A 21,658-nucleotide genomic window follows, 5' to 3' on the forward strand; every position below is an offset into this window, starting at 1 on the left:
GGGAGGAAACACATGGAGCGTGTTGGCATTATTCAAATGACTTCGGGTCCGGATATTAACGCGAATTTGGACTTCATTGAAAAACAGTGTGCTTTAGCGAGCAAGCAAGGTGCCAAACTTGTTCTTACTCCTGAAAATACAGTGCTATTTGCCAGTCGCGAAGCTTATCATCAACATGCAGAGCCACTTGGCAGTGGCATGATTCAACAGCGGCTCTGTGAAATCGCAAGAAAGAACCAGTTAACACTGATTGTCGGAAGCATGCCCATTCAAACCGCAAAAGGTGTCACGACAACAACACTTGTATTGCCGCCGCACGGTAAATGCATTGCTCACTATGACAAACTGCATATGTTTGATGTCGACGTAGCCGATGGTTATGGTAGTTATCGTGAGTCGGATACGTTTATGGCGGGTAATCAAATAGTCGTTGCGGAAACTGATATCGGCAGTGTTGGATTGAGTATTTGTTATGATTTACGTTTCCCAGAACTTTATAAAGTATTGCGTCAAGAAGGGGCGGATATCATTGTGGTGCCCGCTGCGTTTACCGCTGTGACGGGGCAAGCTCACTGGGAAATACTATTGCGAGCTAGAGCGATTGAGACACAATGTTGGATTTTGGCAAGCGGACAAACTGGAACGCATCCATGTGGACGAAAAACATGGGGACACTCAATGGTCGTTGACCCTTGGGGACGTATCCATAAACAGCTTCAGGATGAAGTAGGTTTATTGGTGACTGAGATAGATTTGTCACAAAGCCAACAAGTAAGGCAGAATATGCCGCTGACTCAACACAGTCGCTTTCAAAATGAATTGAGACGGAAATAAAAGAGCTAACTATGAGCACAAACCAAATAGAACAGGCACTCCTTGCCCCAAATGGTCTGACAGAACAAGACATTGCTGACACGCTTGCCAGCATTGCGACGCGCCAGATCGATTATGCGGACATTTACTTTCAGTCCAGCTGGCATGAGTCTCTGGTTCTAGAAGACAGCATCATCAAAGATGGCTCTTTTAACATTGATTGTGGTGTTGGTGTCCGCGCCGTAACTGGCGAGAAAACCGGCTTTGCCTACTCTGATCAAATCCAGCCTGAAGGCCTGAAGCAGAGTGCAATGGCGGCGCGCGGTATTGCTCAGCAAGGGCAAAATGGCAAAGTCCAAGCGTTTAAACGCACCGAAAACCAAGCGTACTACGCGGCTGTGAATCCACTAGCTGAATGGGAAAAGCAGCAAAAAACAGAATTGCTCAAATCTCTAGATGCTTACATCCGCACTAAAGAACCATTGATTAAAGAAGTTTCGATTAGCATCAGCGGTGTGCATGAGCAGATGCTTGTTGCGGCAACAGACGGTACTTATGCAGGCGACATTCGTCCTTTGGTGCGTTTGTCTATTAGTGTGCTTGCACAAAAAGGCGAACGACGTGAACGCGGTAGTGCGGGGGGCGGCGGCCGTTTCGGTTACGATTTCTTTTTAACGGAAAGCAATGGAGTGAAACAAGCTTTCCATTATGCAGACGAAGCGATTCGAATGGCGTTAATCAACCTTGAAGCAGAAGCCGCACCAGCAGGCATGATGCCAGTGGTATTAGGCTCAGGTTGGCCAGGCGTGTTGCTACACGAAGCGGTAGGTCATGGCCTAGAAGGTGACTTTAACCGCAAAGAGTCGTCAGTGTTCTCTGGAAAAATGGGTCAACAAGTGACGTCTTCGTTGTGTACCATCGTCGATGATGGCACGTTAAAAGACCTTCGTGGTTCACTGAATGTGGATGATGAAGGGGTAAACGGTCAGTACAACACGCTTATCGAGAATGGTGTGCTGAAAGGCTATATGCAAGACAAGCTAAACGCGCGGCTAATGGGTGTAAATCCAACGGGTAACGGTCGTCGTGAATCGTATGCACACTTGCCAATGCCTCGTATGACCAACACCTACATGCTTCCAGGTGAACATACGCCAGAAGAAATTATCTCGACGGTCGAGAAAGGGTTGTATGCGCCAAACTTTGGTGGCGGCCAGGTGGACATTACTTCGGGTAAGTTTGTGTTCTCTGCATCGGAAGCGTACTTGATTGAAAACGGTAAAATTACGCGCCCTGTTAAAGGTGCGACGTTGATTGGCTCAGGTATCGAAGCAATGCAGCAAGTGTCTATGGTCGGTAACGACCTAAGTATCGACAAGGGCGTTGGCGTATGTGGTAAAGCAGGTCAAAGTGTGCCAGTTGGTGTTGGTCAGCCGACCTTGAAGCTGGACTCACTGACAGTGGGTGGCACGGAGTAACTCAGTCGAATCGTTATAAAAAGAGCGCTCTAATGAGAGCTCTTTTGCTTTGTGAGTCGGTGTCAATTACAGGTTTTCTTCAGCAAATTCCGCCAAGCGGCTACGAACCACGCCGTTGAGGTGAATATTTGCGCTGCCTTCAAAGTTCTTGAAGCGCTCAACCATGTACGTCAATCCTGATGTCACTGGGGTGAGGTAATGAGAGTCAATCTGCGCCAAGTTACCGGAGCAGACGATTTTGGTTCCTTCGCCACAGCGGGTAATGATGGTTTTGATTTGTGATGCAGTGAGGTTTTGACACTCATCAAGCAGTACAAACGCATTTTGAATCGAACGGCCACGCATAAAGTTGATCGATTTAAATTGAATGTTGGCTTTATCGCAGATGTACTTCAATGAGCCTTCAGTGCAGTGATCGTGTTTATGTAGTGCTTCCAAGGTATCGGTCACCGCCGCTAACCACGGCATCATTTTCTCCTCTTCGGAGCCGGGTAAGAAGCCGATGGATTCACCGATATCTGGCGTGTTACGTGTTACGATAATTTTATCGAACATGCTTTTTTCAATGGTTTGCTCCAATGCTGCTGCCATTGCCAGTAATGTCTTACCACTACCCGCCGCACCCGTTAGAATCACCAAGTCAATTTCTGGATCGAGTAAGGCATCTAACGCCATTCCCTGGTAGATATTTTTAGGTGTGATGTCCCAAGCCTTACGATGCATTAGACGTTCGCGGCTCAGGTCGAGAAGCGTTAGCTTGTCTTCATTGATGGTTTCTACGCGACCAGCAAAGTCACTGTCTTCATCAATAACGTATTGGTTGATAAAGGTTGGGTCGAAGGGTTCGCGACTGAGTTTGTGGTAAGTTTTTCCGCCCAGAGCATAGCTTTCTACTTCCTCAATACCGCTCCAGAAATCACCTTCACGCAATTGAAAGCCTTTGGTTAGGTATTGGATGTCGTCAATCAGTTGGTCGGTTCTATAGTCCTCAACAAAGCGTACACCAGCCCCTTTGGCTCGCAGACGCATGTTGATGTCTTTCGTGATCAGTACCACTTCACGTGGTGCACGTTTATTTTGCAGATAAAGCACCGCGTTGAGAATACGGTTGTCACCGGCTTTGTCGGCGAAGGCTTTGACAGTTTCCTGCAGTTCAAAATCCGCCAAAATGGAAATAGTACCTTGGTCGGGGTTGTCTTTAGAAACAGGAATGCCTTCAGAGATTTCATCTGGCGTTGCTTCTTTAAACAAATCTTCCAAGGTGCGAATAGCCACGCGCGCATCTCTTGCAACGTCGCGCTTACTGTCTTTGATTCGGTCGAGTTCTTCCAACACGGTCATGGGGATAACGACATCGTGTTCTTGGAAAGAGAAGATGGCAAAGGGTTCATGAAGAAGAATGTTGGTATCGAGTACAAACAGTTTCCGATCGGTATCGCCCATAGCGTCTCCTTGCCGTAGTACGGCTCTGCATGCGAGTTGTTAGGTCGTTTCCAAATAGGTGTGAAGTGACCTAACTCTGATTGCTTGCAATAGAGGTTGTCGGGCTGATGTCGGCTAGTGTGCAACCGAGTAGCAAGACAACTTACTGCAAACCCGTGTTGATCCTAATCGTGTACTAACGCGCTTAAATCATATGCAATGGTTTTAAACGCCCCTCATTAGAAGTATACGTAATATTTACGTTCTACAACTTAATAATTGGCATGAGTATTTTACAATTTGATTGCATTTAGAGTTTGGGAAAAAAAGTTTCTGCTTGGTGCGGTTTCGGCGTGACCTAAATCACAGCTTCAAGTAAGATTAGCGACCTTTTTCTGCGTATAGGCTACGTCCGATTTATCATGTTGAGCTGGCTTAAAAAATACTCAGTTCATACTGGAATGACGAATGCTATCGGCATAGCAGAAGCCAGAATCAGATCTAAACTATTATCCATGCCTACGGGCATGAGTAGACCAACAAGAAATACGAATCAAGAACTAATAACGAGGTAGTCAATTCATGACATTTGCTTTGGGGCAGCGCTGGATTAGCGATACGGAAAGCGATTTAGGTTTAGGTACCGTTGTAGCAATGGATGCTCGTACTGTGACATTGATGTTTGCAGCGTCAGAGGAAAACCGAGTTTACGCACGTAACGATGCACCTGTTACCCGAGTCACCTTTAATGTTGGGGATGTCATCGATTGCCAAGAAGGTTGGTCTCTAAAAGTAGAAGAAGTACTGGAAGATGAAGGTCTTTACACCTATTTCGGTACTCGTGAAGACACGCAAGAAACCGCTGTTGTTCTGCGTGAGATTTTTCTTAGCAACCAAATTCGTTTTAACAAACCTCAAGATAAGTTGTACGCCGGTCAAATCGACCGTATGGACAACTTTGTTCTGCGTTACCGTGCGCTAACCAACCAGTTTGAGCAGCATAAGAGCCCAATGCGTGGCCTATGTGGTATGCGTGCAGGTTTGATCCCTCATCAGCTTTACATCGCGCACGAAGTTGGCCGTCGTCACGCGCCACGCGTCTTGTTGGCGGATGAGGTAGGTTTGGGTAAAACCATCGAAGCGGGCATGATCATCCACCAACAAGTTCTGTCTGGTCGTGCCGAACGCATTTTGATTGTGGTGCCTGAAACACTGCAGCATCAATGGCTGGTTGAGATGATGCGTCGTTTCAATCTGCATTTCTCTATCTTTGACGAAGAGCGCTGTATCGAAGCTTTTGCGGATGCAGAAAACCCATTTGATACTCAGCAATATGTGCTGTGTTCTTTGGATTTCCTACGCAAGAGCCGCAAGCGTTTTGAACAAGCACTGGAAGGTGAATGGGACCTACTGGTCGTCGATGAAGCGCATCACCTTGAATGGAGCCAAGATAAACCGAGCCGTGAATACCAAGTGGTAGAAGGCTTGGCTGAACGTACTCCAGGTGTGTTGCTACTGACTGCAACGCCAGAGCAGCTTGGTCGTGAGAGTCACTTTGCTCGTCTGCGTTTGTTGGATCCAGACCGCTTCTATGATTACGAAGCGTTCGTTGAGGAAGAAGAGCAATACGCGCCCGTAGCAGATGCGATTACTTCACTCTTTTCCGGTGAAAAGCTACCTAATGAAGCAAAAAACCAGATCACTGAGTTGTTGTCTGAACAAGACGTAGAACCACTTTTCCGTATTATCGAAAGTGAAGCGGACGAAGAAGCTAAAGCGTCGGCACGCCAAGAGCTGATCGATAACTTGATGGATCGTCATGGTACAGGGCGTGTTCTGTTCCGTAATACGCGCGCGGCCATCAAAGGCTTCCCTAAGCGTAACGTGCATCTGATGCCAATGGATATTCCACCGCAATACACTACATCAATGCGTGTTGCTGGGATGATTGGCGGTAAGATGAGTTCTGAAGCACGTGCGATGAAGAACCTTTACCCAGAAGAAATTTTCCAAGAATTTGAAGGCGATGACGCGAGCTGGTGGCAGTTTGACTCGCGTGTGAATTGGTTGCTTGAAAAAGTAAAAGAGAAGCGCAGCGAGAAAATCCTCGTGATTGCTTCTCGTGCGAGTACCGCACTGCAATTGGAGCAAGCACTGCGTGAGCGTGAAGGTATCCGCGCCACCGTTTTCCACGAAGGTATGTCGATTCTTGAACGTGACAAAGCGGCGGCTTACTTTGCGCAAGAAGAAGGTGGAGCACAAGTTCTTATCTGTAGCGAAATCGGCTCTGAAGGTCGTAACTTCCAGTTTGCCAACCAACTTGTCATGTTCGATTTGCCATTCAACCCAGACTTGCTTGAGCAACGTATTGGTCGTTTGGACCGTATCGGTCAAAATCGCGATATCGACATTCATGTTCCTTACCTGAAAGGCACATCGCAAGCGATCCTAGCACGTTGGTTCGATGAAGGCCTGAACGCTTTTGCGGAAACCTGCCCAACAGGCCGTGCTGTTTACGATAAGTACTCCGATGATCTGATTGAAATTCTTGCCTCTGGTGATACCAGTACGCTAGATGAGATCATTGAAGCGTCAGCAAAAATGAATAAAGAGCTGAAATCCCAATTGGAGCAAGGCCGTGATCGCCTATTAGAAATGCATTCAAATGGCGGGGAAAAAGCACAACAAATCGTTGAGAAAATTGAATCAACCGACGGCGATACCAATCTGGTCACCTTCGCACTTTCTCTTTTTGACACGATTGGCTTGAATCAAGACGACAAAGGTGAAAACGCCCTGATTGTGACCCCATCTGAGCACATGATGGTGCCAAGCTACCCAGGTCTGCCATACGAAGGAGCGACGATCACGTTTGATCGTGATACAGCGTTATCTCGTGAAGATATGCACTTTATCAGTTGGGAACACCCAATGATCCAGGGTGGTATCGATCTTCTTATGAGTGAAGGGGTGGGGACGTCTGCGGTATCTCTATTGAAAAACAAAGCGTTACCAGTCGGGACTATTCTTCTTGAGTTGATTTACGCGGTAGATGCGCAAGCGCCAAAACGCAGTGGTATCGCGCGCTTCTTACCGAAAACGCCAATCCGTTTAATGATGGACTCGCGTGGTAATGATTTGTCTGCTCAAGTGGAGTTTGAAAGCTTTAACCGCCAGCTCAGCCCTGTAAACCGTCACTTAGGTAGCAAGTTGGTTACGTCGGTACAGAAAGATGTACACCGCTTAATTGAAGCCGGTGATGTTCTTATTGAAGAGAAGGTTGAAGAAGTACGCAAACAAGCTCATCAAGATATGCAGCACAGTTTGAATGCAGAGCTTGAGCGTTTGCAAGCACTGAAAGCGGTGAACCCAAATATTCGTGACGAAGAAATTGAAGCTATCGACGCACAAATTAAAGAGCTCACTGGTTACATCAACCAAGCTCAGGTTCAGCTCGACTCGCTGCGTTTGATTGTGGTGAGCCACAACTAAGTAAGTATTTATTGCTCATTAAAAAGGTCTTCAGTTGAAGACCTTTTTCTTTATTTACGGTTTAGTTTCTTTATGCGGAATGCATTAATCACTGATAGCTACCTCATTTACATCAACCACTTCCACCAGATAAACACAGCCAAGAAGCCAAACAAGTAAATCAGGCCCGCAATCGATAACCACTTTAGTTTAGGTCCAACAGCCAAAGGCTCCGGTAACTCAGTTTTGCTCACTAAGGTGTAATTTAGCAGAGCAAAGAATGGCGTGGTCATAAAGGCGAGGATCATCGCAAAGTTCAGCATAGGCAATAACGCAGAAGCCCAGAAAACCACAATACCCAATGCAAGTAAGGAGACTACCAGCATGATCGCTGAAGTGGTTTGAGGGTTAGTGTCTGGTTGCGAGCGCAGTAGGCGTTGAGAATCCGAAATAACGCGCGAATAGCCATCAATAACGGTAATCGTGCTGCCAAAGATACAGAAAAACGCAATTACCGCGATCAAGTAACGAGACCATTCGCCAATCGTTGCCGCATATAAGCCAACCAATTGGTGGGAGAAGCCAACACCAGAACTTTCAAGCGCAACGCCAGATCCATAAAGCATCAAAGAGCCTAGCGATACAAAGATAATGGCAAGAAACGCCGTGCCAATATAACCGACATTAAAGTCAAATAGAGCAGAGCGGTATGTTACTTCTTGCTGGCTTGATTGGCGTTTTAGCCACGCTGAGGTTAAACAGGAGATCTCAATCGGTGCAGGCATCCACCCCATTGTCACGACGATAAAACCAATAGCCGCAATAGACCAAGGTGATGGCGGCTCGAAGTTGGCTACTTGCTCAACAGGGTTACCAACGGCGATAGAAACAGCGAGTAAAGTCGCGATGGTTAACACCGACATGATCACCTTAGATAGCGTATCGAGCGCTTTGTAATGGCCAGCAAATAATATAATCAGGCAGGTGACAATCACAATGATACTGAGTGATGCCATTGATAGTGAAAACGGAATGAAGTAGCCCAGCAAGCTAGCGCTAAACATCAACAAAGCGGCGGTATTGATGACGGCCGATACCACGCTCAGAAATAGAAATAGCCATAGATAAGGCCGACCTAATTTCGCGTAGCCCTCAACCAAGGTCAGCCCTGTCCCCATGGTGTACTGTACGCCCGCTCGGAAAAAAGGGTATTTAAACAGGTTTACGAGCAGAATCAGTGCAGCCAATTGCCAACCATAAATCGCACCAGCCTTGGTTGATGCCACGAGGTGAGAGCCACCGACCGCAGCAGATGCCATTAATATGCCGGGGCCTAGCGAACGAAAAAATAAGGAAAGTTTGGATTGGGGTTTATCTATAACGGCGGAGTCCATTGCTTATTGTCCTTTTTATCTTATGTATCTTTCTAAAGAGATACATACCGCAGTACATGACAAGCTGAGCGATCGCCCTATACTGCGCAACGGTAATGTCTTTTAAATGCTGTGTTTTGGTGTATTTATTTTAAGTATTCTTTGCGAATACCATGCTGTGTGCATCTAGCACTCTATTCAGTTATGCGTCTTGTTGTCAAACTAAATTTACAACGTGCTATTTTTAGTTTTTATGCTAAAGGATTGACTTTGTTTTATTGGGTTGAACTTTTCTTCAGAATCCTGCATCTGGGTGCTATTTGGGTATATAATCGCGGCGTTTTTATTTTGTAGAGATCTCCCATGGCAATGCTTGAATATACCCCTCCCACCGACCCTTGGGTTGATATCGTTTTTGAGGATGACGACATTCTGGCAGTGAATAAGCCATCAGGGCTGCTGTCTGTCCCTGGTCGCCTTGCAGAGCATTACGACAGCATGTGGAGCCGCCTCAAAGAGTTGCATCCAGAAATTCAAGTTGTGCATCGCTTGGATATGTCGACATCAGGGTTGATGTTGCTGGCGAAAAACAAACCCGCGGAGCGAGCATTAAAAAAGCAGTTCCAATATCGCCTCACTCACAAGGTGTATTACGCACGTGTGTGGGGGCATGTTGAGCCGCAAGAAGGGAATATTGATCTTCCATTAATTTGTGATTGGCCAAATCGTCCACGACAAAAAGTATGTTTTGACGACGGCAAACCATCTCAAACTTTATTCCAAGTAGTGAAGCGTGAAGTGCACCCTGATGGCACCCATACGACCGTTGTGCGACTACTGCCCATTACTGGTCGATCGCATCAGTTACGCGTGCATTTGATGGCGATTGGTCATGCGATTGTGGGTGATGAGTTTTATGCAAGCGAAGAGGCGTATCAGTTTTCAGAACGTTTAGAGTTGCACGCTGCGGAGCTAAGTTTTTATCATCCAGCTACGGGTCAGCTGAGCAGTATTTTTGTACCCTGTGACTTTTATTCTGAAGCCGAGGCGATGATCTTTAACTATTTTTCGCCAGAGCGTACATTGCCTGATTATAAAACGTTGCCACACCCTTAATGCCAATTGCACTCAACAACGGTTCTTTCTAGTTCGCTATTTTTGGCTATTTCGTTACTGTGGTTGATGTATCCTGTCTTTCAGCCGTGAACAAGGAGTTGTTATGTCTTTGCCAAGCATCGTATTTTTAGACCGAGCGACCATCCCAGAACATATTGAGATCCCACGACCTAGCTTTCCGCACCACTGGCGTGAGTACGACCTAACTGCGCCTGGGCAGGTAATAGAAAGGTTAGCCGATGCCGATGTCGTGATTAGCAATAAAGTCCTGCTTGACCAACATGTATTAGAGCAACTACCAAAATTACGGATGATCGCGGTTGCCGCAACTGGTTTTAACAACGTCGATGTGAACTACTGTGCTAATCATGATATTGCGGTTGCTAATGTACGTGGTTACGCGACGCGTTCGGTGCCCGAGCACGTGATGGCAATGTTATTCGCTTTAAGACGGAATTTATTTGGGTACCACCAAGATATTGCCGCAGGTGAGTGGCAGCGTAACCAGCAGTTTTGTTTTTTTACTCACCCAATCGGGGATATTGGTGGTAGCACGTTAGGTGTTGTTGGTAGTGGGGCACTAGGGCAAGCGACGGCGAATCTGGCTCAAGCGTTAGGAATGACCGTCTTGTTTTCTGAGCGTAAAGGGGCGGCAGAATGTAGACCAGGTTATGTGTCGTTTGAGGAAGTATTAAAACGCTCCGATGCGCTGACCTTGCATTGCTCGCTCAACGATCATACTCAGAATTTAATTGGTCAAGCAGAGTTGCAACAAATGAAGTCCAACGCCATTTTGATTAATACAGGGCGTGGAGGTTTGGTGGATGAGAGCGCACTGGTGGATGCCTTAAAACAGCAAGAAATTGCAGCGGCTGGTTTTGATGTTTTTACACAAGAACCGGCTGATGAGAGCAATCCGCTGATTGCCAATATGAGTTTACCTAATTTGTTACTGACACCGCATGTTGCATGGGGCAGCGACTCATCTATCCAACGTTTAGCGGAAATCTTGATTGAGAACATTAACGCTTTCGAGCGCGGAGACCGCGTTAATCGCTTAGTGTAACGCTGACTGTAAAACCAAAGATAAAAAAAGCAGACATTGACGTCTGCTTTTTGCGTTTAAATCGAATGCTCATTGCTTGAGCCGTCGAATTAAAACTCTTCTTCGTTTAGACCTTTAAGGATCTGAAAGATTTCGCGGTACGCTTTTGCTGGTTTCCCAGCTTTTCTCTCTTTCGCTGCTTGGCGAGCAAGTTGGCGTAGACGCTGACGATCCGCTTCTGGGTACATTTCCATTACGTCATCAATGGCTTTGTCACCTTCTTCCACTACGCGATCACGCAACGCTTCAAGTTTGTGGAATACCGCCGTTAATTGAGAGTGCTTATTACGAATTTTATCCAGTGCGGCTTGGATTGGCTCTGGATCTTCGTAACGCATCAATTTACCAATACGTTGTAATTGGCGACGACGCGCTTCATTTTTAAAGCGTTGCGCGTCAGCAATTGCTTCTCGCAAATCTTCGCTCAATGGAAACTTTTCTAGAACTGAAGGTTTGAGGCCGACAAGCTCCTCACCTAGCTTTTGCAGTTCTTCCATGTCTCGCTTCATCTCGGATTTACTTACCCAGATGATCTCTTCTTCTGGTTCCCATGGCGCTTTTTGATTCTTACGTGCCATTTCAGTTGCCTGTGTTTTGATTAATATTATGACTATTTTAACAAGAATCATGGGGAGAAAGCGAAATTCTTGTTATCCTATTGTTCATCAAAGACAAGATGTGAAAGACAATGGATATTAAACAGCAGGTTGCTGAGCAACGTACCGAGCTAGAGCAAGCCGTCGCAAGAGCCTTAAAGCTTGCATCGGCAAAATCTGACGCCGCCGAAGTCGCAATTACTAAAAGCACTGGTTTAAGTGTTTCAACTCGTATGGGTGAAGTAGAGAATGTCGAGTTCAACAGCGATGGTGCGCTGGGCATTACCGTTTACCGAGGTCAACGCAAAGGCAGTGCTTCCACGTCTGATTTAAGTGAAGCGGCAATCGAGCAAACCGTTATAGCGGCGCTAGATATTGCACATTACACATCTGAAGACCCATTTGCAGGCCCTGCAGCAAAAGAATACATGGTGCAAGATATCCCTGAGCTTGATCTTTTCCACCCTGACGCACCCGATCCAGACTATGCTGCCAATGTGGCGATTGCAGCAGAAAAAGAGGCGCTAAGTTATAACAGTGCAATCAAACAAAGTGATGGCGCGAGTTATGATAGTCATTACGGCGTGAAAGTGTATGGCAATAGCCATGGCTTATTAGCTAGTTATGCGTCTAGCCGCCATAGTACTAGCTGTTGTGTAATTGGCGTTGGTCAAAACGGCGAGATGGAACGTGATTACAGCTACACCGTGGCACGTCATCGTGATGACTTATGGACCCCAGAAACGGTGGGTCGTAAGGCGGCAGAGAATACGGTTAACCGCTTAGATGCGCAGCGTCTAAAAACAGGTCAATACCCAATCATGTTTGCGGCTGATGTTGCGACAGGCTTGATTGGCCATCTCGTTATGGCGATCAGCGGTGGTAACCTGTACCGAAAATCTTCTTTCTTACTTGACCATCTAGGCAAACAAGTGCTTCCTGAATGGTTCAATATCTCAGAACGTCCGCATGTATTGCGTGGTTTGGCATCAAGTCCATTCGATAGTGAAGGTGTGTACACTCAAGACCGTGAGATCATTACTGACGGTGTGCTAGCAACTTATCTGTTAACCAGTTATGCCGCACGTAAAATGAAGATGACGCCGACAGGTCACGCTGGTGGGATTCATAACTGGTACGTGAAGTCGACAGGCCAAAACTTCGAACAAATGCTTAAAGAGCTCGGTACTGGTCTTCTAGTGACAGAAGTCATGGGACAAGGTGTGAACGTGGTAACGGGGGATTACTCTCGCGGTGCCGCAGGCTTCTGGGTTGAGAATGGCGAAATCCAATACCCAGTATCAGAAATTACCATCGCAGGTAATCTAAAAGACATGTTCACCAAGATTGTGGCGGTTGGTAGTGATATTGAAACGCGCTCACAAATCCAAACGGGCTCTATCCTACTGGATACCATGAAAGTGGCGGGTGAATAAGCTTTTCTAGCAATTCAGAATCAAAAAAGCCTGATGTGTTCATCAGGCTTTTTCGTTTTTTCTGTTAGGTAATCAGTATTGTGGCAAGCCCTAAGAAGACAGATAAACCAATCACATCCGTCACCGTTGTTAATGCCATACCACCAGCTAAAGCAGGATCGATGTTCATTTTTTTCAAAAGGATTGGAATCGTTACTCCTGCAATACCTGCGACCAATAAGTTGGTCAGCATGGCGGCGGAAATGATTCCTCCGAGCATCCAGTTACCTTTCCAAGCAACAACAATACCACCAATAATCAGCGCCCACATGATACCGTTGAGTAAGCCGATCGAGGCTTCTTTCATTAACAGTTCGCGTTTGTTTGAGTCACCGATATGACCAAGAGCAAGACCACGAATCACTAGTGCGACGGTTTGGTTACCAGCGACACCACCCATGGACGGAACAATCGTCATCAATACCGCAATGGCGGCCATTTGGTCTAATGTGGCCTCAAACATGTTAGAAACGGAAGCAGCAGCAAGGGCGGCTAATACGTTAGCGCCAAGCCAGATACTGCGTTTGCGAGCTGATTTTACAACAGGCGCGAAAGTATCTTCGTCATCGTCCATACCCGCCATACTCATCATCGAGTGTTCCGCGTCTTCACGAATAACGTCAACCACGTCATCGATGGTGATACGACCGACCAAATGCAAGTTTTCATCAACAACAGGTGCAGATACCCAATTACGGCGTTCGAACAGACTCGCAACATCTGAGTCGCTAGTATCGACGGTGATGGCCTCGTCCGCGTCTTCCATTACATCAATGATTTTTACGTCTGGCTGAGTGGTAATAAGCGTCGTGATCGGCAGTTCACCGATGAGCTTACTCTCTTCATCGATCACATACAGGGCATCCGTAGCTTCTGGAAGCTCGCCTTTCATACGTAGATAACGCAAAACTACGTCCACATCGACGTCACCACGAATTGTGATGACGTCGGTGTTCATCAGTCCACCCGCAGTGTCTTCTGGGTAGGATAGGGCGGTTTCGACCCGTAGACGGTCAGAGGAGTCCATTTGCGACAGGACTTCGCGTGACAGGTTGTCAGGCAAGCTACGCAGTACGTAAGCCACGTCATCGGTATCCATGCCTTCTGTCGCTTCTGCAAGCGCTTCTGGTGCCATTTTGGATACGAGGCTGTCTTTGACGTCTTCGTTCAGCTCGTCAAGGATTTCACCATAATCTTCAGGGTCGGTGAGTTGCCAAAGAACTTCACGGCTCTTCCGTGGGGAGGCTTCTAAAAGGTGAGCGATATCCTCAGGTTCCATGTCCTGTAATTGACGACGAACATGGACGAAGCGACCATTTTCTAGCGCTTCTGTGACTTCTTGGAGGGCTTGGTGAGCTTGGTCGAATTCAATTTGCTCTGCCATTCATTCCTCCCAATTCCTGATATTTACAATGCGTTGAATAATAACTTAATTCTAGGCGCCTTTTAATAACAACTTATGATACTAAGCAAATTTATTTATTAGGTCAGGGAAGAGAAAGATAATGGGAGGTAAGAAAAAAGCGAGTAAACTACTCGCCTTCATCAAATTTATCTTCGATCAAATGGCAAACGGCATCCAGTGCTTCTTCCGCTTGCCCACCCGTTGCGTGGATCGTGACGTATTGTCCTTGAGCGGACTCTAGCATTAACAGGCCCATTACGCTGTCTGCTGTGGCGGTTTTGTCTTCTTCATTGTCGATGGTGATGACCGCTTCAAAGCTCTGTGCCAGTTCGACCAGTTTGACTGCTGCACGAGCATGTAAGCCAAGGCGGTTTTGAATCAATACTTTACGACTTAACTCCACGGCTACTCCTTAGCGTTTTTCTCTAGTGAGGTATGGCGAATTTGTACTTGGTGTCCTTTGTTGGAGAAGTATTCACCGATTTGCTGAGTTAAGTACACCGAGCGGTGCTTACCACCAGTACAACCGATTGCAACGGTCAGGTAGCTGCGGTTGTTTTTCTCAAGCAGAGGTAACCAATTCTCTATAAAGCTTTCAATTTGATATTTCAAACTTAACACCGATTGGTGTTGCTCTAAAAATGCGGCGATAGGAGCATCCAGACCTGTAAGCGGGCGTAGTGCTGGTTCCCAATGTGGGTTAGGTAAGAAGCGAACGTCAAATACGTAATCGGCATCGGAAGGCAGGCCGTATTTAAAACCAAAAGACTCAAATACCATAACGAGCCCTTTGCGATCTCTGCCTTCAACGCGCATACGCACGGTTTCACTCAATTCATGCAAAGACTGCCCACTACTATTTAGGACCAGATCTGCATGCGCTTTGAGTGGCGTCAAAATTTGCTTCTCACGCTCGATGGCTTGATCGAGCGAGAGGGAGGTGCCACCTAAAGATAACGGGTGAATTCGGCGTGTTTCGCTGTAGCGTTTGAGTAGCGTTTCTTTATTAGCGTCCAAGAAAAGCACGGTCACATCAAGCTCAGTTTTTAACTGTTCTAGTGTACTCGTCAGTTCTTTTAGCTTTTTAGGAATATTACGAATATCAATGCTGACTGCAACATTCTGTTTGCTGTCAGCAACAGAATGAACAAATGCGTCCAGCAAGTTAACTGGCAGGTTATCAACACAGTAGTAACCTAAGTCTTCCAGTACACGAAGCGCAATACTTTTACCGGCACCTGAGTGCCCGCTAACAACGATTAGTCGCATGGAGTTAGTCCTGCTTATTGGTGAATCATGATGTCGTAAAGTTCTTCATCACTCTGAGCATTACGCAGTAGTTTCAATACTTGCTTATCGCTCAGACGTTCTGCCATAGAGGATAGAGTCTTGAGGTGCTCTTTGCACTGTTCTTCTGGTACAAGGAGCGCAAAAAGAAGATCGACAGGTCGATTGTCAATCGCATCAAATTCGATTGCTTCATCACATTGCAGTAAGACAGCAATGGCCTTGTCGCTTGATTGCATTCTCGCGTGAGGGATCGCAATACCGTTTCCGATACCGGTACTGCCCATTTTTTCTCTATTGAGCATGCATTCGAACAGCTCGGTAGAATCTTGGCCCGTTTGATCAGCCACGATACGGCTGATCATTTCAAGGGCGCGTTTTTTACTCGTGCAGTGGACCGCACTTTTGGTGCAGTCCAATGACAGTATTTCGCTCAGTTGCATGATTAATGACTGTTTAGTTTTTCTTTGTGCTTATTAAGTTGGCGAACCAATTTATCTACCAGCGAATCGATCGCGGCATACATATTTTCGTCATCGGCTGATGCGTGGATTTCGCCTTGATTTATGTGAAGCGTAGCTTCCGCGATTTGAGTAATTTTTTCAACTTTTAGTACAACATGCACTTGATTGATATGGTCGAAGAACCTTTCGAGCTTCTGAAACTTAGAATTTACATAGTCTTGCATTGAATCGGTAAGATCAACGTGATGGCCTTGAATATTGATTTGCATAGACTTTCCTTTTCAGTTAGTGCCTTATAATAGGCGTTTACGCTGACTTGAAGGGGCAATTCCCAAGGATTCGCGATATTTGGCTATCGTACGTCTTGCGACCTGAATCCCTTGGTCAGCCAGAAGAGCAGCAATCTTGCTATCACTCAGTGGTTTGGCAGTATTCTCTGCTGCGACCAGTTTTTTAATGAGTGCACGAATTGCTGTTGACGAACATTCTCCGCCGTTGTCAGTACTAACATGGCTAGAGAAGAAGTACTTCAATTCAAAAATACCACGTGGTGTATGCATAAACTTTTGCGTTGTTACACGAGAAATCGTGGATTCATGCATGTCCACAGCCAAAGCGACATCATTGAGTACCATTGGCTTCATGGCTTCCTCACCATACTCGAAGAAATCTTGTTGATGTTCAACAATACATCTTGCAACTTTGAGTAGCGTCTCGTTTCTACTCTCTAAGCTCTTAATTAACCATTTTGCCTCTTGCAAATTGCTGCGGATGTACTGGCTATCCGCGCTATTACCTTTGCCTAATTGAGCATATTGTTGATTTACTTTTAATTTTGGCACGCTATCCGGGTTTATAGAAACGGTCCATTTGCCATTGTCTTTAAAAACGGATACGTCTGGAATTACGTACTCGGTATCATCAGGAGTGATGCGACTACCTGGACGAGGATCTAACTGTTGGATAAGCTTTAAGACTTCACGAAGATCGGCTTCTTTCAGCTTAGTCTCTTTGATGACGAGCTTGTAGTCTCGGTTGCCTAGGTGATCAATATGATCCGCAAGTATCATTTTGGCTTCAGCAAGCCACGGCGTGTCTTCTGGGAAGGTCGTCAGTTGCAGTAACAAACATTCTTGTAAGTTACGCGATGCAACGCCAAGAGGATCGAATTGTTGAATGCGTTTACGAACAGCTTCTACTTCGTCTAACTCTATCTCTTCATTATCGAAGCTCTCATGAATCTCTTCAGGCGACAAAGTTAAATAGCCGTAGTCGTCAACAGCGTCAATAATCGCTAATGCAATCGTGCGGTCGGTTTCACTGAATGGTGTTAGGTCAAGCTGCCACATGAGGTAATCATGTAATGATTCAGTGGTTTCGCCCTGGTAGACGGGCATATCATCATCAAGAGCTAAGCCAGTGCTACCAGTATTCGCGCTGTAGACGTCATCCCAAGTCGTGTCGATTTCAAGTTCAGAGCTAATTTCTGATTTCTCTATCACATCGGAGCTATCTGGAACGTCAATTTCTGTTGGTTCGCTAGCACTGTTGCTATCAGCAGCCTCGACCGCTGACTTATCTTCACCGTTTGCTAGAGGCTCGTCTTGGCCTTCTTCAACTTCCAATAATGGGTTTGAGTCCAACGCTTCTTGGATTTCTTGTTGAAGATCGAGTGTCGACAATTGCAATAAGCGAATCGCTTGCTGCAACTGTGGCGTCATGGCTAACTGCTGACCTAGCTTGAGTTGTAATGAAGGTTTCATTCAGTGTTACTTACCTTGTAATGCTCAGAATCTTACCGTTCCTAATATAATCATAGACGGAATTGTTCGCCGAGATAAACTTGTTTCACCTGTTCATTATTGAGAACTTCTGCCGGAGTTCCCGATGCAATTAGGTGCCCTTGGCTCACGATATAGGCTTTTTCACATACGTCCAGTGTTTCACGTACATTATGGTCAGTGATTAACACTCCGAGACCACGATCGCGCAGATGCTCAATGATTTTCTTGATGTCATTAACCGAAATTGGGTCAACACCAGCGAAAGGTTCATCCAATAAAATGAACTGAGGGTTAGCCGCTAAAGCTCGAGCGATTTCCACCCTGCGTCGTTCACCCCCTGATAGTGCCATACCAGCACTGGTTCTGATGTGCTGGATGTGGAATTCTTCCAACAAATCTTCCAGTTTATCTTGGCGCTCTTCCCTCGTCATTTCTTGACGAGTTTCAAGTACGGCCATGATGTTATCTTCTACTGAAAGCTTACGGAAAATCGACGCTTCTTGCGGAAGATAGCCAATGCCAAGTCGTGAACGGCTATGCATCGGCAAAATACTGATGTCATTGTCGTCAATGGTAATGGTGCCTTCATCGCGAGGTACTAAGCCGACAATCATGTAAAACGAGGTGGTTTTACCCGCACCGTTTGGACCGAGCAGCCCAACAATCTGACCAGATTCAACTTCTAAGCTAACATCAGTGACGACTTTGCGTTTTTTGTAGCTTTTCGCCAAGTTTTTCGCACTCAGTACTGCCATATTAGTTCTCTATCTGATTGGGTTGCAAAATGGTCGTAACGCGCTCTTCCTTAGAGCTATCTGCGACTAGCTTTTGTTTACCAATTTGGTAACGAATCGAAGAACCTTTGATGGTGTTGTTGTCTTGCGCCAGCTGCGCTTGACCTTTCATGGTCAGTTCGTCTGTAGAAATACGGTAATCCAACTCCGTAGCTTGACCACTAAGTGTTTTACCATCGTCCATCAGCTGAGAAAACTTCGCAGGTTTACCAAATGCTTGAATCTGTTTAATTGCTTCGGTTTTAGGATCGCGAGTTACCACGATTCTATCAGCATCGATATTGATGCTCCCTTGCTTAAGAGATACATCGCCTTCAAAAACAACCTGGTTACTCTTCATATCAACCTGTTGGGTGTCAGAGTTTATGTAAACCGGCTGTTGAGTATCCGACTTGAGTGCCAGCGCTTGAGGCGCCGCCAATACCAGTGCCAGTAGGCTAAGGTGTAACGGTTTCATATCGACCTTGAACTTCATCTGTCAGAGTCGCAGTATGCTGTTTTAAGTTGCCTTGCATTGCGCCTCCAGTAGTTTCAAATTGTGGTCCAACCAACATCACTTGTTGGTCAGCTTTAAAATCACGATTGGTTAGATTAATGACCAATTTGTCTGTTGCCATGGTATCAAAACTCGCACCAGGCAGAAGATTTTGCATTAAGACTTTGTCATATAAAGTCAAAACTTGGTCTTCATCTAACACTGCTCTTGTGGCAGTCACCTTCCATTCAATGACGCTACCTTCACGGTAAACCATCAAAGTCGGGTTATTAAAAATAGTATCTCCACTCTTAGCATAATGGTCTAAGTTAGTGGAGCGAATGATGTAACTGCGGACACCATCTTCACCGTAGGTGATGTTTTCTAATCCAGAACCACTGAACATGGGCAGTTCAGAATCTGGTGCTACTTGAATTGCGTCGTTGCCTTTAGGGGTTAGTAGGTAATAACCGCACCACGCTACAACGAAGATCAAGAGCAAATAAATAAGGCGAGTAAAACTCATATAATGAAGGCCTATCGTTTAGCTCAGTACTTCCCTGACCATTGCCTTGATTCGTCTAATAAATGATTTAAATGTTTGTGCTGATATTACATCACGCCAGCTTTTAGTAAATCGTGCATGTTCAGTGCACCCACAATTTTTTCGTCTTTACATAAAATCAGAGCGTTAATGTTTTTATTCTGCATCAAGTTCAAACCTTCAACCGCCAGCATATCAGGGTGTGCTGTGGTTGGGTTTGTCGTCATGACCTCGCCAATTGCCGTCGTATGAATATCGATACGCTTGTCTAAGGTACGACGTAAATCACCATCGGTGAATATACCAAGCATAGCATCGTGCTCATCGACGATGGCTGTCATGCCTAACCCCTTTTCTGAAATTTCAAGCAGGGCATCGCGAATTAATGCGTCAGGAGAAACTTTAGGTAACGCTTCTCCAAAGTGCATAATATCAGACAACTTAAGTAGCAGTTTTCTCCCCAGTGCACCACCTGGGTGAGATAGGGCAAAATCTTCGGCAGAAAAACCACGAGCTTGAAGCAGAGCTACGGCTAATGCATCTCCCATCACTAATGTGGCAGTCGTACTGCTAGTTGGCGCCAGGCCTAACGGACAAGCTTCTTGAGGTACCGTAATTTGCAGGTGTAAGTCAGACAGCTTGGCCATATTTGATTCTGGCTTACCTGTCATGCTGATGATCTTAATATTCAGGCGCTTTAATACTGGAAATAGAGACAGAATTTCGTTTGATTCACCAGAGTTAGAAATTGCCAGCACAATGTCACCAGGGCTAATCATACCCAAGTCACCATGTGCGGCTTCGCCTGGATGAACGAAAAACGCCGAAGTCCCAGTGCTTGCTAGAGTGGCGGCAATCTTGTTACCAATATGGCCTGACTTGCCAATACCCATAACGACAACTTTGCCGTTGTTGGAAAGGATAAGTTCACACGCTTTTTCAAATTGATCATCAAAGTAGGTATCTAGCTCTTGCAGAGCAGCAACTTCGATATCAAGAACTTGTTTAGCAGCAGCGCGAAAATCAAATTGATTGGACATATCAGATCTCTACTTATTGATCGTGGTAATTAAGCGGTCATGTTTGCGAATAAGTACACTTGGTAACCTAAGAAGCACACAAACAAGATGGCACCTTCAATACGGTTAATACTGCGTGATTTACCCAAACACATCGCGACAAGTAACAATGAAACGCCTAACATGACCCAGAAGTCACGTCCCATCGCGTACTCACTGAGCACCGATGGATTAATGATGCCAGGAATCCCCATTACCGCCAGAATGTTAAACACATTCGAACCGATAATGTTACCGACAGCCATGTCGTCTTCACCCTTTAAAACTCCCGCAAGTGATGCGGCCAGTTCAGGCAGGCTAGTGCCAATGGCGATAATAGTTAGACCGATAACAAGGTCGCTCATACCAAAGTGTTTAGCAATAATTACCGCGTTATCAACCAGCATGCTGGCTGCCAAAGGAAGCAGTATCAAGCCAATAACCACCCACATGATTGCTTTAGGGTTACTGACGCCTTCAGGGATCTCTGACTCTTGGTCATCAAGAAAAACATCACCTGATTTTTGCTCTTTGCGGCTGATTTGCAACATAGCAAATAAAAATGCCCCAAAGAGTACAAACAATAAGACACCCTCATAAAAACCGAGATGGCTATTCCAAAGCAGAATACCAGCGAGTACGGTTACGGCTATCATGAGTGGAAGTTCTCGGCGGATGACGGCGGAGCTAATCGACAAAGGCTTGATCAGCGCTGTAATACCTAGGATTAACGCAATGTTCGCTATGTTTGAGCCTAATACGTTACCCACCGCTGTATCTGTTTTGCCATCCCAAGCAGCGGTTGCAGATACCATCATCTCAGGGGCGGATGAGCCCATCGCGAGGATTGTCATGCCGATGACAAGCGGGGAAATACCGACGTTGCGGGCTATCGCTGCAGAGCCAAAAACAAGTTTATCTGCACTCCAAACAAGCAAAACAAGACCGACTATAAGCAACGCAACGGCTTCGAGCATGAGAATTCCTAAGTATTAAAT

Annotated in this window: 20 protein-coding genes; 6 read left to right on the top strand and 14 right to left on the bottom strand. The window is 45.9% G+C overall.

From position 1 onward, the window contains the following. Nucleotides 1-12: 12 nt before the first annotated feature. Both R7E42_RS17665 and tldD read left to right on the top strand, forming a co-directional pair. A complete protein-coding gene (locus R7E42_RS17665; protein WP_085570016.1) occupies nt 13-834 on the top strand; it encodes a carbon-nitrogen hydrolase family protein in 822 nt (273 codons plus the stop codon). Nucleotides 835-845: 11 nt separating this feature from the next. Next, nucleotides 846-2,291, top strand: a complete 1,446-nt coding sequence (gene tldD / locus R7E42_RS17670; RefSeq protein WP_005381134.1) for a metalloprotease TldD — start codon at nt 846-848, stop codon at nt 2,289-2,291. A 66-nt stretch (nt 2,292-2,357) separates the two neighbouring features. On the opposite strand, the gene R7E42_RS17675 is transcribed toward tldD, so the two are convergent. After that, nucleotides 2,358-3,734 (bottom strand): PhoH family protein, encoded by a 1,377-nt coding sequence (locus R7E42_RS17675; RefSeq protein WP_005381133.1) that lies wholly within the window; start codon nt 3,732-3,734, stop codon nt 2,358-2,360. Between the two features lie 561 nt (nt 3,735-4,295). Between R7E42_RS17675 and rapA the strand changes: the two genes are divergently transcribed. Next, nucleotides 4,296-7,205, top strand: coding sequence for an RNA polymerase-associated protein RapA (rapA, locus tag R7E42_RS17680; protein WP_005381132.1), 2,910 nt, complete (start codon nt 4,296-4,298; stop codon nt 7,203-7,205). A 107-nt stretch (nt 7,206-7,312) separates the two neighbouring features. Here rapA and R7E42_RS17685 read toward each other — a convergent pair whose 3' ends face one another. Next, nucleotides 7,313-8,578, bottom strand: coding sequence for an NRAMP family divalent metal transporter (locus R7E42_RS17685; RefSeq protein ID WP_025767611.1), 1,266 nt, complete (start codon nt 8,576-8,578; stop codon nt 7,313-7,315). A gap of 342 nt (nt 8,579-8,920) precedes the next feature. Here R7E42_RS17685 and rluA point away from each other — a divergent pair, with 342 nt between their 5' ends. After that, a complete protein-coding gene (rluA, locus tag R7E42_RS17690) occupies nt 8,921-9,673 on the top strand; it encodes a bifunctional tRNA pseudouridine(32) synthase/23S rRNA pseudouridine(746) synthase RluA (RefSeq protein WP_054575320.1) in 753 nt (250 codons plus the stop codon). A 103-nt stretch (nt 9,674-9,776) separates the two neighbouring features. Then, on the top strand, nt 9,777-10,739 hold the full coding sequence (locus R7E42_RS17695) for a D-2-hydroxyacid dehydrogenase (RefSeq protein WP_318072889.1): 963 nt from the start codon (nt 9,777-9,779) through the stop codon (nt 10,737-10,739). Nucleotides 10,740-10,828: 89 nt separating this feature from the next. Here R7E42_RS17695 and yjgA read toward each other — a convergent pair whose 3' ends face one another. Next, nucleotides 10,829-11,356, bottom strand: coding sequence for a ribosome biogenesis factor YjgA (gene yjgA / locus R7E42_RS17700; protein WP_025767614.1), 528 nt, complete (start codon nt 11,354-11,356; stop codon nt 10,829-10,831). 110 nt (nt 11,357-11,466) lie between these two features. Between yjgA and pmbA the strand changes: the two genes are divergently transcribed. Further along, complete coding sequence (gene pmbA / locus R7E42_RS17705) at nt 11,467-12,810, top strand: metalloprotease PmbA (RefSeq protein WP_005381122.1); 1,344 nt, start codon at nt 11,467-11,469, stop codon at nt 12,808-12,810. 64 nt (nt 12,811-12,874) lie between these two features. Here the strand turns inward: pmbA and mgtE are convergent, their stop codons facing one another. The 11 genes from mgtE to R7E42_RS17760 form a co-directional block, all read right to left on the bottom strand. Continuing rightward, nucleotides 12,875-14,233, bottom strand: a complete 1,359-nt coding sequence (gene mgtE, locus R7E42_RS17710) for a magnesium transporter (protein WP_005381121.1) — start codon at nt 14,231-14,233, stop codon at nt 12,875-12,877. A 148-nt stretch (nt 14,234-14,381) separates the two neighbouring features. Next, complete coding sequence (locus R7E42_RS17715; protein ID WP_005381120.1) at nt 14,382-14,657, bottom strand: HPr family phosphocarrier protein; 276 nt, start codon at nt 14,655-14,657, stop codon at nt 14,382-14,384. A 2-nt stretch (nt 14,658-14,659) separates the two neighbouring features. Continuing rightward, nucleotides 14,660-15,523, bottom strand: coding sequence for an RNase adapter RapZ (rapZ, locus tag R7E42_RS17720; RefSeq protein WP_054577138.1), 864 nt, complete (start codon nt 15,521-15,523; stop codon nt 14,660-14,662). Nucleotides 15,524-15,537: 14 nt separating this feature from the next. Further along, entirely contained in the window at nt 15,538-15,984 is a 447-nt protein-coding gene (gene ptsN / locus R7E42_RS17725) for a PTS IIA-like nitrogen regulatory protein PtsN (RefSeq protein ID WP_005381116.1), read from the bottom strand. Between the two features lie 2 nt (nt 15,985-15,986). After that, entirely contained in the window at nt 15,987-16,274 is a 288-nt protein-coding gene (gene hpf / locus R7E42_RS17730) for a ribosome hibernation promoting factor (protein ID WP_005381114.1), read from the bottom strand. Between the two features lie 24 nt (nt 16,275-16,298). Then, entirely contained in the window at nt 16,299-17,768 is a 1,470-nt protein-coding gene (locus R7E42_RS17735; RefSeq protein WP_005381112.1) for an RNA polymerase factor sigma-54, read from the bottom strand. 50 nt (nt 17,769-17,818) lie between these two features. Next, entirely contained in the window at nt 17,819-18,544 is a 726-nt protein-coding gene (gene lptB, locus R7E42_RS17740; protein WP_005381111.1) for an LPS export ABC transporter ATP-binding protein, read from the bottom strand. 1 nt (nt 18,545) lies between these two features. Beyond that, nucleotides 18,546-19,040: a lipopolysaccharide transport periplasmic protein LptA gene (gene lptA, locus R7E42_RS17745; protein WP_005381109.1), complete on the bottom strand. Its 495-nt coding sequence runs from the start codon at nt 19,038-19,040 to the stop codon at nt 18,546-18,548. Beyond that, nucleotides 19,021-19,584 (bottom strand): LPS export ABC transporter periplasmic protein LptC, encoded by a 564-nt coding sequence (gene lptC, locus R7E42_RS17750; RefSeq protein WP_005381106.1) that lies wholly within the window; start codon nt 19,582-19,584, stop codon nt 19,021-19,023. The genes lptA and lptC overlap by 20 nt, the downstream gene beginning before the upstream one ends. A gap of 86 nt (nt 19,585-19,670) precedes the next feature. After that, a complete protein-coding gene (kdsD, locus tag R7E42_RS17755; protein WP_005381104.1) occupies nt 19,671-20,642 on the bottom strand; it encodes an arabinose-5-phosphate isomerase KdsD in 972 nt (323 codons plus the stop codon). Nucleotides 20,643-20,671: 29 nt separating this feature from the next. Further along, nucleotides 20,672-21,637, bottom strand: coding sequence for a calcium/sodium antiporter (locus R7E42_RS17760; protein WP_005381102.1), 966 nt, complete (start codon nt 21,635-21,637; stop codon nt 20,672-20,674). Nucleotides 21,638-21,658: the final 21 nt, after the last annotated feature.

Origin of the sequence: Vibrio sp. Vb1337 (genome assembly GCF_033338715.1) — a bacterium.
Lineage (GTDB): Bacteria > Pseudomonadota > Gammaproteobacteria > Enterobacterales > Vibrionaceae > Vibrio > Vibrio alginolyticus.

Excerpts from the sequence above, each read along its gene's own strand:
- R7E42_RS17665 (WP_085570016.1), top strand. The coding sequence starts at position 13 with ATGGAGCGTGTTGGCATTATTCAAATGACTTCGGGTCCGGATATTAAC.
- tldD (WP_005381134.1), top strand. The coding sequence starts at position 846 with ATGAGCACAAACCAAATAGAACAGGCACTCCTTGCCCCAAATGGTCTG.
- R7E42_RS17675 (WP_005381133.1), bottom strand. The coding sequence starts at position 3,734 with ATGGGCGATACCGATCGGAAACTGTTTGTACTCGATACCAACATTCTT.
- rapA (WP_005381132.1), top strand. The coding sequence starts at position 4,296 with ATGACATTTGCTTTGGGGCAGCGCTGGATTAGCGATACGGAAAGCGAT.
- R7E42_RS17685 (WP_025767611.1), bottom strand. The coding sequence starts at position 8,578 with ATGGACTCCGCCGTTATAGATAAACCCCAATCCAAACTTTCCTTATTT.
- rluA (WP_054575320.1), top strand. The coding sequence starts at position 8,921 with ATGGCAATGCTTGAATATACCCCTCCCACCGACCCTTGGGTTGATATC.
- R7E42_RS17695 (WP_318072889.1), top strand. The coding sequence starts at position 9,777 with ATGTCTTTGCCAAGCATCGTATTTTTAGACCGAGCGACCATCCCAGAA.
- yjgA (WP_025767614.1), bottom strand. The coding sequence starts at position 11,356 with ATGGCACGTAAGAATCAAAAAGCGCCATGGGAACCAGAAGAAGAGATC.
- pmbA (WP_005381122.1), top strand. The coding sequence starts at position 11,467 with ATGGATATTAAACAGCAGGTTGCTGAGCAACGTACCGAGCTAGAGCAA.
- mgtE (WP_005381121.1), bottom strand. The coding sequence starts at position 14,233 with ATGGCAGAGCAAATTGAATTCGACCAAGCTCACCAAGCCCTCCAAGAA.
- rapZ (WP_054577138.1), bottom strand. The coding sequence starts at position 15,523 with ATGCGACTAATCGTTGTTAGCGGGCACTCAGGTGCCGGTAAAAGTATT.
- ptsN (WP_005381116.1), bottom strand. The coding sequence starts at position 15,984 with ATGCAACTGAGCGAAATACTGTCATTGGACTGCACCAAAAGTGCGGTC.
- hpf (WP_005381114.1), bottom strand. The coding sequence starts at position 16,274 with ATGCAAATCAATATTCAAGGCCATCACGTTGATCTTACCGATTCAATG.
- R7E42_RS17735 (WP_005381112.1), bottom strand. The coding sequence starts at position 17,768 with ATGAAACCTTCATTACAACTCAAGCTAGGTCAGCAGTTAGCCATGACG.
- lptB (WP_005381111.1), bottom strand. The coding sequence starts at position 18,544 with ATGGCAGTACTGAGTGCGAAAAACTTGGCGAAAAGCTACAAAAAACGC.
- lptA (WP_005381109.1), bottom strand. The coding sequence starts at position 19,040 with ATGAAACCGTTACACCTTAGCCTACTGGCACTGGTATTGGCGGCGCCT.
- lptC (WP_005381106.1), bottom strand. The coding sequence starts at position 19,584 with ATGAGTTTTACTCGCCTTATTTATTTGCTCTTGATCTTCGTTGTAGCG.
- kdsD (WP_005381104.1), bottom strand. The coding sequence starts at position 20,642 with ATGTCCAATCAATTTGATTTTCGCGCTGCTGCTAAACAAGTTCTTGAT.
- R7E42_RS17760 (WP_005381102.1), bottom strand. The coding sequence starts at position 21,637 with ATGCTCGAAGCCGTTGCGTTGCTTATAGTCGGTCTTGTTTTGCTTGTT.